Source organism: Bradyrhizobium diazoefficiens (assembly GCF_016612535.1).
In the GTDB taxonomy this organism is placed as follows: Bacteria; Pseudomonadota; Alphaproteobacteria; order Rhizobiales; family Xanthobacteraceae; genus Bradyrhizobium; species Bradyrhizobium diazoefficiens_C.
Genome location: NZ_JAENXS010000002.1, coordinates 1,529,221 through 1,544,004, shown reverse-complemented (window position 1 = coordinate 1,544,004; position 14,784 = coordinate 1,529,221). Strand labels below are relative to the sequence as shown.

Below are 14,784 nucleotides of genomic sequence, written 5' to 3'. Positions count from 1 at the left end.
TGCATGCAGAATGGACAGCCCAGCCGTACCGCTCTTGGTGCGGCAATCCAACGAGCCGCGCACCAAACTCTGGACGACGCCAAGATCTTCAAGGATGCTTTTGCCCGCATTCTTCTTGGTCAAGAGGCCGATGCTCTTATCGATGCCGTTTCGGCTGATCCTGCACAACGGCAGATGAGAATATTCATGGCGGCACGGAGCCGTTTTGCCGAAGATGGTCTGGATGCCGCTGTTTCGCGCGGCGTCCGTCAGGTCGCGATCGTGGGAGCGGGGCTTGACACATTTTCACTACGAAATCCGCACGCTACTCTGGGGGTGCGGGTGTTCGAAGTTGATCATCCGGCGACGCAAGCATGGAAACGCGAGTGCATCGCCGAAGCGGGCCTTGCCGTACCTGCGTCACTGACATTTGCGCCAGTCGATTTCGAACGTCAGAGCCTCGCCGAAGGGCTGGTTGCCGCTGGATTTCAGCCAACCCGGCCCGCATTCTTCCTCTGGCTTGGGGTTGTGCCTTATCTGCGGCGTGACGCCATCTCAGCGATACTTCAATTCATCGCAAGCGTGCCGCGGTCGGAGGTCGTTTTCGACTACTCCGAGCCCCTCGAAAACTACTCCCCCGAGCGCCGCGCGAACGTGGCTGCCGTAGCCGCACGCACGGCTGCGATTGGAGAGCCCTGGCTGAGCTATTTCGACCCGTTGGAGTTGTCGAAGGATTTGCATGAGCGAGGCTTTCAGGAACTGGAAGACATTGGTCTCGCCGACATATCTGCTCGCTACCTTGGTGCTCCGAAGGGCGACGCGACGGTTGACGCCGGCCCGCATGTCATTCGCGCGCGACGCATCGACTAATCGCTCAACACGTCGTTAGCATAGGAGAACGACAAGCGACGCATTGCGCTGACAGTGCACTCAATTCGATGAACTGCCGACGCAAAGGCGGCGGCGGTCAATGATGCGAGTGTACTCCGGCTTGGAACCGTCTCGTTGATCGTGCCGAACCATCTCGTCGAATATGATACGGTCAACGACCACTTTGTCCGGGGCGGCCGGCGCGACGATCTCGATGCCAACCCGCAGCTGCCAAAGTCATGTGCGAGCTCTGCATGAGATACGAAAAGCGGCTCATCCGGAGTTTTTTGAACTTGGATGTCGGTTGGCTCAGGACTTGTCTCAGTACTTGGCGACGACCGGCCCACCCCAGTTGAAGCGATAGACCAGCGAGGTCGAGATGGTCTGGACCCAAGGTTTGAAGGTCACGGCTTCGCCCGTTATGCCGCCGGGACCAAGAAACGTCGTGGCCAACGTCGCGCGGTTGTAGAACGCCGCGCGATATTCGGTCTTCATGAACCAGCCCGGCGCCGAGATTCCGACAACGTTGAGGCTGTTCTCCGCACCGCCGCCGATGAACCAGCCGTTGCGATGAAAGGAAGAGGTCGTGTCAAAGGCCGGCAAGGCGGGGCTTGACATCGTCATGCCTGACCATTCCGAACCGGAGTAGCCGCCATTGACGTAGGATAATACGTTCGGCGCGACGAGATAACCCAATCTCACGCCTGCTGCGTAGCTGGTGCGGAGCTTTTCGAGACCGTCGACGTCACCCGCGAACGTCGGATCGCTCAGGGAACCACGAATGCTGCCGAATTGGCCATCGGCAAAAATGCCGGCCAGCCAGGTTCTGTTGAACTGCCAGTCGTAACCCGCGCCGACCGTTCCGAACCAACCCTCGCCACCGAAGCGCTGGTCAAGGGTCAGAACGGTACCCGCGGGCCCAAAGGCGCCGAGGCTTCCGCCTGTGCTCACAGCGTTGCTGTCGGCATTCCATACGCCGCCACCGCCGCCGCCGAAGAGATAGAACCCGGTCCAGTTCGCCGCCGCCTCCCGCATGACAGGCGCCTTGGTGTAGATGCGCGCCGGAAGATCAGCGGCGACGACCGATCCGCCTGTGTTGAAGCGGTACACCAGCGAGGTCGAGACGGTTTGCACGAGTGGCTTGAAGGTCGCCGACAGGCCATTCGGCCCCCCAACAGGGGTGAACGTTTCCGGGAGGGCAATGCGGTCGTAGTAAGCCGCGCGGTATTCGGTCTTCATGAACCAACCCGGCGCGGTGATGCCGAAGATGTTGAGGTTGTTCTCGACGCCGCCGCCGACGAAGAAGCCGTCACGATGGAACGACGGGGTGGCGAGAAAATCCCGAGTGCCCGCGGGAAACAGGCTCGAGAAGCTGGCGCCCGACCAATCCGAGCCGGAATAACCGGCATTGACGTAGGAGAGAACGTTGGGCGCCACCAGATAACCTAGCCTGACACCGGCGGCGTAGCTGGTCCTGAGCTTTTCAGGTCCCGCCGCAGCAATGAAGGGTTCTGTAATCGAGCCGCGGATGCTTCCGAATTGTCCGTCAGCAAAGATGCCGGCCACCCAACTCCTGTTGAACTGCCAGTCGTAACCGGCGCCGACCGTGCCGAAGTAGCCGCTGCCGCCGAACCGCTGTTCGTGGCTGACGGCGGGCCCGCCTGTGTTGAGGACCTCATAGCTATCCGCTGCCCACAATCCGCCGCCCGCACCACCGAAAATATAAAAGCCGGTCCAGTTGGCGACCGGCTCGGGCATCACGGGCGCCTTGGTGTAGTTGTGCGCTGGAAGGTCGGCCGCGAGAGCCGATCCAGTGAGGACCGCAACCGCTGTCAAAGCCAGTACGAACGTCTTCATATGTTAGCCCCTCGGCCGGAGCAGTTGTAGTCCGGCCTGCAATTGGAATCGCGCGCTCGTCCAGGCTCCGCGCGGCCCGCTAAACCTGATCATGGTCGCAGGAACCTTCGTCACTCTGTGCGTCTCCCGTCCCCATGACATTGGGTGCAATCTAGGCGCGAGCGGCACATGCCGTTTGAACAGAGACGAACTCAAATGGGACGATCGGCGTTTCGGTACGATTCTGTCGGCCTGTTGCAACGTCGACACATGGCCGCAGCACGCCATGTCGCTCGACGCCTGCGCCGAGGTTGAATTGAACGCTCTGCCTGGTTTGCGGGATTTTTGATAGAGTTCCACTCGGTCATCAGACGATGGCGAGCCGTTCCATGCACTGATGCGCACTGGTCTTGCCCCGAAGCGAACAGGCGCGCCTTGCCGATTTATTCGGTATTATGGCGCAAACGCCACAAGCACATTAGCTGATTTGCCGCCATCTCTCCAGCAAACGGAGAGACACAATGCGCGGAAGACCGACGAAAGACCCTCACACTCGCCCGGCCATCAACACCCTTGGGCGCCTGCACATGGAGCTGGGCGGACAGATATTTGAGAACCGCCAGCGGTACGACGAACTGAGCCATCAGATGCGGCACGTCGAGGACGTCATCAAGCTACTCGACCCCGCCTATAACCTGGCCCGGATCACGGTGAAGCGCCGCCAGCCGAACAAGTGGTTCAAGCGGGGCACTCTATATAGGCGGGCGCTGGATAGGCGGGCGCTGGACGTGCTCAGGACGGCCACGGAACCCATGACAACGACGGAGCTGGCCAACGGCGTCCTAGCCGCCCATGGCGTACAGGACGCCTCCAAGGATGACGTGCTCAGCATTGCGCTTGGCATTCAGCACAGCCTCAAGAACCATGAGGGGAAAGGCGTGGAGCGGATTGGCGAGGGAAACCCCGCGCGGTGGATGCTCAGGACGCCGTGAACACAGATTGGGACACTGGGAAATTTCCGGGCGCTCTTTTAGGAACGACTGCCGGATTGCCAAGTTTTCCCAATGCCCTTCCCCAAGGGCGACCCCAAGTCGGCCCCAGCTCCATCGCCCCCAATTCGCGAGCTGGGGCCATTTTTGAAGCAGAGGCCTCGTTTCCCCCATTGCCCGGTGCCGAGGCCTTTTGTTTGACATCCGCAGAGGGAAACTAGGCACTGGGAAATTTCCGGGTGATAGACTCACATTTGTTATGGCAGCGGCTGATTGATAGGGAAAAAGTGGAAGTCCGGGCAGGCAGAACCATTTCATTTCGGAATTATTGAAACCCGGAAGCATGAGGGGCCGCTGTCTCAGGACGGCGGCCCTTTGCTTTGGCTTTCCTGAAATTGTGGGAAGGTGGAGAGAACCAATCCAAGACCACAAGGGCTGCTCTCGATCACACGATAAATACTGATATTACAACCCAGCGCGCCTATATCGGGCGCAGAAGCGTCGAATCCTTCCAGTGGCAACAATATGTTGCGAACGACGGGCGCAATAGATCGAATGGAGATTACTTGCATTTGGGAAAACAATGGAGCTACGCCGGCTACAAACGTCACCTTCTGTGCCATTCAACCAATTGTCTGCCCTGACGATATTCCAGACGATTTTGAGCCAAGCAAGATCGAAACGGGGCCGCTCCCAAAGATCGGTATTGGCTCCCGGCTGGCGGCTCCGTCGCAATGCCGATAGCAGACTTGATTCGATGTAGTCGAAGAGAGTGTCGAATATTCGCGGTGTTCAGATTGGAGTATAATGACGTTTTTCTGGATACGCCTGTTCGCGTGACGCAATTCTGCGAAGAAGTCCGCTTTAACGGTATAGATCCAGTCACTGACAGACCAATCCCACCCGGAACAATATGGCCATTTGCCATGTTTGGTCATCCGCGGTTCCCGATCTTTAGCTGATCCGATTCCCCCGTGCCAGCAGTAGCCGCCGCATCGTTCATTCCTTTCAAGAATGAACGGCACTAGTCTAGGTGCGAACGCTAAGCGGAGGCCGCTTGTGGCGTTTGCGCCATAATACCGGATTTATTTGCTTTCAAATGCGACGCCAAATGCGATGTTGACGTGCAGAGCCGGAAGCGCATGTCCGGCTGAGGTCTTGTGGGCCGTCCCGCCAAACGGACGAGGTCGCTTTTGAACAAGATTGCTTTTTCCACCGACAACCTGCCGGCCCGATTCGACGACCGCGCACGCCTGTCGGAATGGCGCCATTTTCTCTACGCCGTGTTTGGCGGGATGGAGGTTTCCTGCCTGCCCGACCGTGCATTTTCGCAATACCTCGAGGCCGCACAATTCGGCAGCGCCTTGCTGGTGCGGCTCGCAGGAACGACCGATCGCTTCTCCACATCGCCAGAAGTTGCCCGAGGCATGCGTCCGGACTTTTTTCTCTGCCTCCGATCCGATCCGGGCCCGGTATCGTTCTCGCAGCGTGGGCGCGACGTAACCTTCGATCCGGCCACCGCCGTGCTTGGCACTTGCAACGATCCGGTCGATTTGCGTGCCCGCGATCGCAACGGATTTTTGCAAGTAGCGGTTCCTCAGGCACGTCTGGAAGATCATGTCGCCGGTTTGGAAGATCTCGTCGCCAGGCCCCTTGATTCTCGGACTCCAGCGATGCGGCACTTGCGCCGCTATCTGACGCTTCTGGTGGAATCGGATGGACCGGCCGATGATCCCGATCTGGCCGCGCACATCGAAACGACGCTACTCGACCTCATGACGCTCGCGCTGGGAGCCGGCCGGGATGCCAGCGAAATCGCGCAGATGCGTGGCCTGCGCGCCGCTCGCCTTCAGGATGTCCTGTCGAATATTCGGGCCGGTTTCGCCAACCCCGACTTCTCCCCGGACGAGATCGCGTCCAGGCTCGGCGTCACGCCGCGCTATGTTCAAACCTTGCTGCAGGAGGCCGGATCCACTTTCACGGAGCGCGTGCTGGAACTGCGGCTGCAGCGCGCCCGCAGCATGCTTTCTGATCCTCGCAACGACCGAATGAAGATCGGCGAAATCTCCGAAGCCTGCGGTTTCAGTGAAATCTCTTATTTCAATCGCTGCTTTCGCCGACGTTTTGGTTTGACGCCAACGGCCGCGCGCGGACAACCGGAGGTCCTGTGATCGCTCCCTCCGGGCAATCGAATTGGAGCTTCAAACGTGCGTCGCGTTACGACGGCGACGGACGCCCATGGAGAGCGGGAGAGAGTAACGGGTGTCGGAAGAGGGCCGCAGCGGGCTCCGGCGTAGATTGGCGCGCCGTCTCTGATGTCGAAGCAATATTGTCTCACCAGCATGTCCTCATTCGCGGTGACTTCCCTTGCTGGCCTCTCGGGCCAGTCGCTCGGCCTTCAGGCGCTCCCGATTCTCGTGAAGAGATTGTTGCGTCTTCGCGTAGTCCGTCATCTCCTTCTTGGTTTCGACCGGTTTGAATGCCCTGTTGGCGTCCCGCATGGCCCTGGACGCGGGCTGATCTCTCATCATATTGACCTCGATGTGGCTGGACGGGTGCGATCTCGAAAGGCGCCGCACAGAGCGTTTCCCGCTCTCGGCGCGGTGGCGATCGACCTTGTCGGTGGCCGTCTGCGATCGCGCAGACTCACCAGTGCTGGACAACGGGGCGCTATCGCGTCTGTTCCTGCGGGGTCTCGTTAATTCGGCACCACCGCGTGAGGCGAGGGGGCAACGCCATCTCTGACGATCACACTTTGCCCCTGTTTTGCCCGACGTGTCAAAGATTTTTTCGAAAAATACGAAACTGTTTGTTGGCCAAGAGGTTGGCTACTGTGCATGGGGTTGTTTTTCAGTTTTGAGTTGGGCCTGCGACCGCACGGCCTTTCAAATGCAAAAAAAGGGCCGCCTGATGGGCGGCCCTTTCGTCTCACGCATTGCGGTGTCGCTCACTCGGCGGCCTGCTTCTGCGGCGGATCGAGTGCGCCGGACTTGTGGATGTCGGCGACCTGGTGGTCGCTGAAGCCGAGCACCGAGCGCAGGATCTCGTCGGTGTGCTCGCCGAGCAGCGGCGAACGCTGCACGTCGCTCGGGGAATCCGACAGCTTGATCGGGTTGCCGACCGAGATGTACTTGCCGCGGGTCGGGTGATCGACCTCGACCACGGTGCCGGTGGCGCGCAGCGACTGGTCTTCCGCGATCTCCTTCATCGACAGGATCGGACCGCAGGGGATGTCGTCCTTGTTGAGGATTTCCATCGCCTCGAACTTGGTCTTGGTCATCGTCCACTGCTCGATGCGGCCGAAGATCTCGTTCAGCCGCGGCAGGCGGGCCGCCGGCTTGGCGTAGTTCGGATCGGTCTTCCAGGTCGGCTCGCCGATCACGTCGCAGATCTTCTCCCAGACCGGAGCCTGGGTGATGAAGTAGATGTAGGCGTTGGGATCGGTCTCCCAGCCTTTGCACTTCAGGATGCGGCCGGGCTGGCCGCCGCCGGAATCGTTGCCGGCGCGCGGCACGGCATCGCCGAACGGAATGCCTTCGCCGAACTGGCTGTATTCCTTCAGCGGGCCGCGCTCGAGGCGCTGCTGGTCGCGCAGCTTGACGCGGGCGAGGTTGAGGACACCGTCCTGCATCGCAGCCGTGACGCGCTGGCCCTTGCCCGAATGCGTGCGCTGATAGAGCGCGGTGACGATGCCGAGCGCCAGATGCAGCCCGGTGCCGCTGTCGCCGATCTGCGCGCCGGTGACGAGTGGCAGACCGTCGCGGAAGCCGGTGGTGGAGGCAGCGCCGCCGGTGCACTGCGCGACGTTCTCATAGACCTTGCAGTCTTCGTACGGCCCGGGGCCAAAGCCCTTGATCGAGGCGACGATCATCTTCGGGTTGATCGCCTGGATCTTCTCCCAGGGGAAGCCCATGCGATCGAGCACGCCGGGGCCGAAATTCTCGACCAGCACGTCGCACTTCTTGATCAGCTCGGTGAGGACCTCCTTGCCCTTGGGGTTCTTGGTGTCGAGCGTGATCGAGCGCTTGTTGTGGTTCAGCATGGTGAAATACAGGCTGTCCACGTTCGGGATGTCCTGCAGCTGGCCGCGGGTGATGTCACCCACGCCCGGACGTTCCACCTTGATCACGTCGGCGCCGAACCAGGCGAGCAGCTGGGTGCAGGTCGGTCCGGACTGGACGTGGGTGAAGTCGAGAATGCGAACGCCCTCGAGCGCTTTGGTCATGGTGTTGCTCCGTACTCTGTCTGCCCCTGCTAACCACAGGGAATAAAGGGTTGAGGGGTGGACTTACTTTTTCTTCTGCAGAACGCTCTGCGGATTGAGGTTGCCGATGCGGCCGCTCTCCGAACCCGCGGCCGGATCGATCACCGCGTTGATGAGCGTCGGCTTGCCTGAAGCCATCGCCTCGTTGACGGCGCGCTTGAGCTCGTCGGGCGAGGTGGCATTCACGCCGACGCCGCCGAAGGCTTCCATCATCTTGTCGTAGCGCGCGCCCTTGACGAACACCGTCGTCGCGGGATCGGCGTTGACGCTGTTGACGTCGGTGCCGCGATAGATGCCGTCATTGTTGAAGATGACGATGCAGATCGGAAGGTTGTAGCGGCAGATGGTCTCGACCTCCATGCCGGAGAAGCCGAAGGCCGAGTCGCCTTCCACCGCGAGCACGGGGTGGCCGGTCTCGAGCGTGGCGGCGATCGCCTGGCCCATGCCGATGCCCATTACGCCCCAAGTGCCGACGTCGAGACGCTTGCGAGGGCGATACATGTCGATGACGCCGCGGGCGAGGTCGAGCGTGTTGGCGCCCTCGTTGACGAGGATCGCCTCGGGATACTCCTTGATGACGTTCTTCAGCACGCCGAGCGCGCCGTGATAGTCCATCGGCGACTTGTTGTTCATGAGCTTCGGCGCCATCTTGGCGACGTTCTCTTCGCGCTTGGATACGATGGCCTTGGTCCATTCGGCGGGCGGAGCGGTCCAGCCCGAAGCCATTGCCTGGTTGAAGGCCGCGACCACCGAACCGATATCGCCGACCACGGGTGCGACGATCTCGACGTTGGAATCCATTTCCCTCGGCTCGATGTCGATCTGGATGAACTTCTTGGGCGCGTCGCCCCAGTTCTTGCCCTTGCCGTGCGAGAGCAGCCAGTTCAGCCGCGCGCCGATCAGCAGCACGACGTCGGAGTCCTTCAGCACGGTCGAGCGGGCAGCACCGGCGCACTGCGGATGTGTGTCGGAGAGCAGGCCCTTGGCCATGCTCATCGGCAGGAACGGCACGCTGCTCTTCTCGACGAAGGTCTTGATCTCCTCGTCGGCCTGCGCGTAGGCCGCGCCCTTGCCGAGGATGATGAGCGGACGCTTGGCGTTCTTGAGCACGTCGAGTGCGCGCTTGATCGAAGCGGGCGAGGGGAGCTGCGCGGGAGCTGCGTCAATCACCTTGACCAGCGACTTCCGGCCGGCGTCGGCGTTCATGACCTGGCCGAACAGTTTGGCCGGCAGGTCGAGATAGACGCCACCCGGACGGCCCGAGACCGCGGCACGGATGGCGCGCGCGAGGCCAATGCCGATGTCCTGGGCATGCAGCACGCGATAGGCCGCCTTGCACAGCGGCTTGGCGATCGCGAGCTGGTCCATCTCTTCGTAGTCGCCCTGCTGGAGGTCGACGATCTCGCGTTCGGAGGAGCCCGAGATCAGGATCATCGGGTAGCAATTGGTGGTGGCGTGCGCGAGCGCGGTGAGACCGTTGAGGAAGCCGGGCGCAGAGACGGTGAGGCAGATGCCGGGCTTCTTGGTGAGGAAGCCGGCGATACCGGCCGCATAGCCGGCGTTCTGCTCGTGGCGGAACGAGATCATGCGAATGCCGGCCGCCTGCGCCATGCGGCCCAAATCCGTGATCGGGATGCCCGGCACATTGTAGATGGTGTTGATGCCGTTCAGCTTGAGCGCGTCGATGACGAGATGGAAACCATCGGTCAATTCCTGCTCGGTGCCCGGTGCTTCGGACTTGGTCGCGGTATTCAGCATGGGCCTTGTCTCCCTGGTCTCAAGATGCCGTTGAGGCTTTGCGGGCGAGTGGTTCGCCCTTCTGGTGAACGTTGTGAGTTAGAAGAGTTCCTGGCCGTGCGCCTCGACGTAAGCAGCAAGACCAAGGGTGTGGTCGCGGGCGCGCTTCTCGGCGAGCTCGGTGTCGCGCGCTTCCAGTGCTTCGATCATGCCGAGATGCTCGGGCAGCGAGGTCGCAGTGCGGTCCTTGCGTCCGATCGTCAGTTGCCGATAGCCGCGCACGTGCAGCAGGAGGTCGTTGGTGAGATCGACCAGCACCGGGGATTCCGACAGCGAGATCAGCGCCTGGTGGAAGGCGATGTTGGCGCGCGAATATTCCTCGACGTGATCCTCAGGCAGGCGGTCCTTGCTGAAGTCCTTGAAATAGTCGCGCAGCGCCGTGATGTCTTTCTTGCGTGCGGTGGTGGTGATGAGGCGGGCCGCCATGCTCTCCAGCGCCGCCCAGGCGCGGATCATGTCGACGATCTCGCTCTTGGTCCGGCGCACCACCATGATGCCGCGGCGCGGCACGGTCTTCACGAAACCGTCCTGCTCGAGCATCGCGATGGCTTCGCGGATCGGGGTCCGGCTCACACCCAGGCGTTCGGACAGCGCGCGCTCGTCCAGCATCACCGGCTCGGGCGTCGAGTAGATGTCCATCTTGAGGATGGCTTCCTTCAAGGCGTCATACGCCTTGTTCTTGAAGCTGCTCTCCGGGGCAATACGAACGATTGCGATGTCTGCCTCGGCCATGTTTGGCAATGCCTTGGTTGGTTTCCGCAGTGACACGACGATTCTCCTCCAGTGGGAGTCGTCTTTTACAGGAATATTTACCGGAAAGTTTTTGGCATACCAAATGCCAGAATGTCAAGCTGGCGATTTTTTGCGGCGTTCTGGATGGTGCTCTGGCTTGACAAGTTGGCTTCTGGCATACCAAATGCCATCGCTAGCCATTTTTGATCCAAACCGGCGGAGTAGTCCAGGCCCTTGTGCCGCTGCATTCCGCCACGCGGAACAGAGCGCGGCGATGGCAAGTATCACGGGCAGCCGCACTACGCGCGCTTTGCAAAGCAAAGAACTGAAGGTCAAGGGAGAAGCCACATGTCCAATTCCAAAGACGCCGTCCGCAAGGTCCTTGATCAGGTCAAGGCGGACAACCGCACCAGCCTGACGGCCCCGGAAGGCAAGCTGGTCTGCGACGCCTACGGCATCCCGGTGCCGAAGGAAGGCGTGGCGAAGTCGGCGGGCGAGGCCGGCAAGATGGCGTCCTCGATAGGCTTCCCGGTGGTGATGAAGATCGTCTCGCCGGACATCCTCCACAAGACCGAGGCCGGCGGCGTCATTGTCGGCGTCAAAACGGCTGAGGATGCCGAGAAGGCCTACGAGACCATTCTCGGGAACGCCAGGAAGTACAAGGCCGACGCCAAGATCGAGGGCATCCAGGTGCAGCAGATGCTGGCCGGCGGCACCGAGGTGATCGTCGGTTCCATCACCGACGGCTCGTTCGGTAAGCTAGTCGCCTTCGGCCTCGGCGGCGTGCTGGTCGAAGTGCTGAAAGACATCACCTTCCGCCTCGCGCCCGCGACCAAGGAAGACGCGCTCTCGATGCTCGACGGCATCCAGGCGCATGAGATTTTGAAGGGCGTGCGTGGCGGCGAGCCGGTGAACCGCACGGCGCTGGCCGAAGTCATCGTCAAGGTCTCGCAGCTGGTCACCGATTTCCCCGAGATTATCGAGCTCGACCTCAACCCGGTGTTCGCGACGGCGAAGGATGCGATCGCGGCCGACGTGCGCATCGTCGTCGACTTCGCCTACAAGCCCAAGCCGAAGCCGCGCCCGACCGAAGAGATCGTCGCCGCGATGAGCCGCATCATGCAGCCGAAGGCGGTCGCCGTAGTCGGTGCCTCCGCGGAAGACGGCAAGATCGGCAACTCCGTGATGAAGAACCTCATCAACGGCGGTTACAAGGGCGAGATCTATCCGATCCATCCCAAGGCTGCCGAGATCCTCGGCTACAAGGCCTATAAGAGCGTCAAGGACGTGCCGGGCGTGATCGACACCGCGGTGTTTGCGATCCCCGCGAAGTTCGTGGCCGGCGCGCTGGTCGAATGCGGTGAGAAGAAGATCCCGGGTGCAGTGCTGATCCCGTCGGGCTTCGCTGAAGCCGGCGCGCCCGAGCTGCAGGCCGAGATCGTCGAAATCGGCAAGAAGTACGACATCCGCCTGATGGGGCCGAACATCTACGGCTTCTACTATACGCCTGCCAATCTCTGCGCGACCTTCTGCACGGCCTATGACGTCAAGGGCCACGCGGCGCTGTCGTCGCAGTCGGGCGGCATTGGCATGGCCATCATCGGATTCTCGCGCTCGGCCAAGATGGGCGTCTCCGCCATCGTTGGCCTCGGCAACAAGTCCGACATCGACGAGGACGATCTGCTCGCCTTCTTCGAGCAGGATCCGAACACGAACCTGATCGCGCAGCACTGCGAAGACCTCAAGGACGGCCGCGCTTTCGCGGAAGCCGCAAAACGCGTCTCCAAGAAGAAGCCCGTCATCGTGCTCAAGGCCGGCCGCACCTCGGCCGGCGCCAAGGCCGCCTCGTCGCACACCGGCGCGCTCGCCGGCAACGACAAGATCTACGAGGATGTCCTGGCGCAGTCCGGCGTGATCCGGGCCCGTAGCTTGCGGCAATTGCTCGAATTCGCCCGTGGCGTGCCGGTGCTGCCGACGCCGAAGGGCGAGAACGTGCTGATCATCACCGGTGCCGGCGGCTCGGGCGTGCTGCTGTCGGACTCCTGCGTCGACAACGGCCTGTCGCTGATGTCGATGCCGCCGGATCTCGATGCGGCCTTCCGCAAGTTCATCCCGCCGTTCGGTGCGGCCGGAAATCCCGTGGATATCACCGGCGGCGAGCCGCCGATCACCTACGTCAACACGGTGAAGCTCGGCCTGACCGATGAGCGCATCCATTCGCTGATCCTCGGCTACTGGCACACCATCGTCACGCCGCCGATGGTGTTCGCCCGCAACATGGTCGAGGTGAAGAAGGAGATGGAGGCCAAGGGCTTCGTCAAGCCGATCGTGGCCTCCCTCGCCGGCGACGTCGAGGTCGAGGAAGCCGCCGAATATCTCTACCAGAACGGCATCCCGGCCTATGCCTACTCGACTGAGCTCCCGGTCGAAGTGCTCGGCGCCAAGTACAAATGGGCGCGCGGGGCAGGGCTGCTCTGAGACGACGGCGTCCATTCGCCTCTCCCCGCATCGGCCTTCGCCCAGGCTTCGGCGGACAAGCGCGGGGAGAGGTGAGAACAGTCAGGTCGCGATGGGCAAGAACGTGATCAGGCGCAAATCGCTCGAGCCGCGATCGGCATCGGAAGCCGACCGTGACGGCGGCGTGCAGTCCGTCGACCGCGCGCTGTCCATTCTCGAGACGCTGGCCGAGGACGACGAAGGCTATCGCCTCAGCGATCTCGCTGTCCGCACCGGCCTATCGGCTTCGACCGTGCACCGCCTGTTGGCGACGCTGGAAAGCCGCCGCTTCGTGCAGTTTGACCGCGCTGAATCCAAATGGCACGTCGGTGTGCGCAGTTTCACGGTCGGCGCGAGCTTCGCGCGGCGGCGGAATTTCACCGCGCAGGCGATTCCGTACCTGCGCAAGTTGCGCGATCTCACCCGCGAGACCGCCAACCTCGCCGTGGTTGACGACGAATTCATCATCGTGCTGACCCGCATGGAGAGCCGCGAGATCATGCGCTCCCTGACCAAGGTTGGCGGCCGCGTTCCCATGGTGACGTCGGGCGTCGGCAAGGCGGTGCTCGCGACCTATTCGGACGAGGACGTCGGCGCCGTCATCCGCCATCACGGCATGCCGCGTTTGACGGAGAAGTCGATCGTCCGGCCGAGCGACCTATTCCGGGAACTCGCAGCGATCCGCAAGCAGGGTTATGCGATCGACGACGAGGAAGCCGAAATGGGCCTGCGCTGTGTCGCCGCCGTCGTCTACAATGCGCTCGCCGAGCCGCTCGCTGCGATCTCCGTCTCGGGCCTGACCAGCCGGGTCACCGACGCCCGGCTTCCGGAGGTCGGCCGCATGGTGCGCGAGGTGGCGGCAGAGCTCACGGCGGCCCTCGGCGGCGTGATGCCGGAGGCGAACCCGGCCTGAGCCAGGTTTGCGCTCCTTCGCGCCTTGAATGAAATCAGGTCTGGCGGCAAGAGCCCCGACATCGGTATATCCATCTACCGTCGTCGCGTCCTTTTTGGGGAATGTCATGCCGTCCGAGCTCCGTTCGCCCCGTCTCGCTGTCCTGATCGACGCCGACAATGCCTCCGCTAAGATCGCGGATGGACTGTTCGAGGAGATTGCCAAGATCGGTGAGGCCAGCGTTCGCCGCATCTATGGTGACTTCTCCAATGCGCGATCCAGGGGCTGGGCCGACATTCTCTCGAAACATGCGATCATCCCGCAGCAGCAGTTCGCCTATACGACGGGAAAGAATGCCTCCGACATAACCCTGGTCATCGATGCAATGGACCTGCTTCACAGCGGCCGGTTCGACGGCTTTTGCCTGGTGTCGTCCGACAGTGATTTTACCCGTCTCGCCGCCCGAATCCGGGAGCAGGGCGTCGACGTCTTTGGGTTCGGCGAGCAGAAGACACCGGAAAGCTTCAGGCAGGCTTGCCGAAGGTTCGTCTACACCGAGAACCTGCTTGCCGGCACGGCGACCACCCAGGACGCCGCCTCAAGGTCGACATCGCTTCAGCCTCCCGATGCGGCGACGCCCATCATCAAGAAGGTCATCACCCAGATGGAAAGCGAGGACGGCTGGGTGACGCTCGGAGAAGTCGGCCGGCAGCTTGCCAATTTGGCGTCTGATTTCGATCCAAGGACCTTTGGCTTCCGCAAGCTGAGTGACCTCGTGCGAAAGACAAATTCCTTCGAGATCGATGAGCCAAAGGGCCGGTCGATGCGGATTCGGATCAAGCCCACGGCCGCGGCGCCGTCGCAAACGCGGAACCGGCGCAGACCTGCTCGATCGGGGGCCGCAGGTGGTTCGACGCCTAAAGCGTAAG

General features: G+C 61.8%; 13 protein-coding genes. 6 read left to right on the top strand and 7 right to left on the bottom strand.

Annotation, left to right across the window (positions count from 1 at the left end; translation table 11 throughout):
- Positions 1–3 precede the first annotated feature (3 nt).
- Complete coding sequence (locus tag JJE66_RS24245) at positions 4–849, top strand: SAM-dependent methyltransferase (protein WP_200516989.1); 846 nt, start codon at positions 4–6, stop codon at positions 847–849.
- 321 nt (positions 850–1,170) lie between these two features.
- Here the strand turns inward: JJE66_RS24245 and JJE66_RS24240 are convergent, their stop codons facing one another.
- Positions 1,171–2,706: an outer membrane protein gene (locus tag JJE66_RS24240; RefSeq protein ID WP_200516988.1), complete on the bottom strand. Its 1,536-nt coding sequence runs from the start codon at positions 2,704–2,706 to the stop codon at positions 1,171–1,173.
- A 566-nt stretch (positions 2,707–3,272) separates the two neighbouring features.
- On the opposite strand from JJE66_RS24240, the gene JJE66_RS24235 reads away from it, so the two are divergent.
- A complete protein-coding gene (locus JJE66_RS24235) occupies positions 3,273–3,677 on the top strand; it encodes a hypothetical protein (RefSeq protein WP_200516987.1) in 405 nt (134 codons plus the stop codon).
- A gap of 356 nt (positions 3,678–4,033) precedes the next feature.
- Here JJE66_RS24235 and JJE66_RS24230 read toward each other — a convergent pair whose 3' ends face one another.
- A complete protein-coding gene (locus JJE66_RS24230; protein ID WP_200516986.1) occupies positions 4,034–4,297 on the bottom strand; it encodes a hypothetical protein in 264 nt (87 codons plus the stop codon).
- Between the two features lie 570 nt (positions 4,298–4,867).
- Here JJE66_RS24230 and JJE66_RS24225 point away from each other — a divergent pair.
- Positions 4,868–5,845: an AraC family transcriptional regulator gene (locus tag JJE66_RS24225; protein WP_200516985.1), complete on the top strand. Its 978-nt coding sequence runs from the start codon at positions 4,868–4,870 to the stop codon at positions 5,843–5,845.
- Between the two features lie 177 nt (positions 5,846–6,022).
- On the opposite strand, the gene JJE66_RS38200 is transcribed toward JJE66_RS24225, so the two are convergent.
- From JJE66_RS38200 to JJE66_RS24205, 5 genes are all read right to left on the bottom strand, one after another.
- The gene (locus JJE66_RS38200) at positions 6,023–6,205 is read right to left on the bottom strand and encodes a hypothetical protein (RefSeq protein WP_246756648.1); all 183 of its coding nucleotides are present in this window, start codon (positions 6,203–6,205) and stop codon (positions 6,023–6,025) included.
- Positions 6,206–6,621: 416 nt separating this feature from the next.
- A complete protein-coding gene (gene frc / locus JJE66_RS24220) occupies positions 6,622–7,899 on the bottom strand; it encodes a formyl-CoA transferase (RefSeq protein WP_200516984.1) in 1,278 nt (425 codons plus the stop codon).
- A 63-nt stretch (positions 7,900–7,962) separates the two neighbouring features.
- On the bottom strand, positions 7,963–9,696 hold the full coding sequence (gene oxc / locus JJE66_RS24215; protein WP_200516983.1) for an oxalyl-CoA decarboxylase: 1,734 nt from the start codon (positions 9,694–9,696) through the stop codon (positions 7,963–7,965).
- Between the two features lie 78 nt (positions 9,697–9,774).
- Positions 9,775–10,467: a GntR family transcriptional regulator gene (locus JJE66_RS24210; protein ID WP_162006348.1), complete on the bottom strand. Its 693-nt coding sequence runs from the start codon at positions 10,465–10,467 to the stop codon at positions 9,775–9,777.
- Positions 10,468–10,544: 77 nt separating this feature from the next.
- Positions 10,545–10,715 (bottom strand): hypothetical protein, encoded by a 171-nt coding sequence (locus JJE66_RS24205; RefSeq protein ID WP_200516982.1) that lies wholly within the window; start codon positions 10,713–10,715, stop codon positions 10,545–10,547.
- A 100-nt stretch (positions 10,716–10,815) separates the two neighbouring features.
- On the opposite strand from JJE66_RS24205, the gene JJE66_RS24200 reads away from it, so the two are divergent.
- The 3 genes from JJE66_RS24200 to JJE66_RS24190 all read left to right on the top strand — a co-directional run bounded on the left by JJE66_RS24200 (position 10,816) and on the right by JJE66_RS24190 (position 14,783).
- The gene (locus tag JJE66_RS24200) at positions 10,816–12,945 is read left to right on the top strand and encodes an acetate--CoA ligase family protein (protein WP_200516981.1); all 2,130 of its coding nucleotides are present in this window, start codon (positions 10,816–10,818) and stop codon (positions 12,943–12,945) included.
- A gap of 91 nt (positions 12,946–13,036) precedes the next feature.
- Positions 13,037–13,876 carry an IclR family transcriptional regulator gene (locus JJE66_RS24195; protein ID WP_200516980.1) on the top strand — a complete coding sequence of 280 codons (840 nt, stop codon included), beginning with the start codon at positions 13,037–13,039 and terminating at the stop codon, positions 13,874–13,876.
- Positions 13,877–13,982: 106 nt separating this feature from the next.
- Positions 13,983–14,783 (top strand): NYN domain-containing protein, encoded by an 801-nt coding sequence (locus JJE66_RS24190; protein ID WP_200516979.1) that lies wholly within the window; start codon positions 13,983–13,985, stop codon positions 14,781–14,783.
- The last annotated feature ends 1 nt before the right edge of the window (position 14,784 follow it).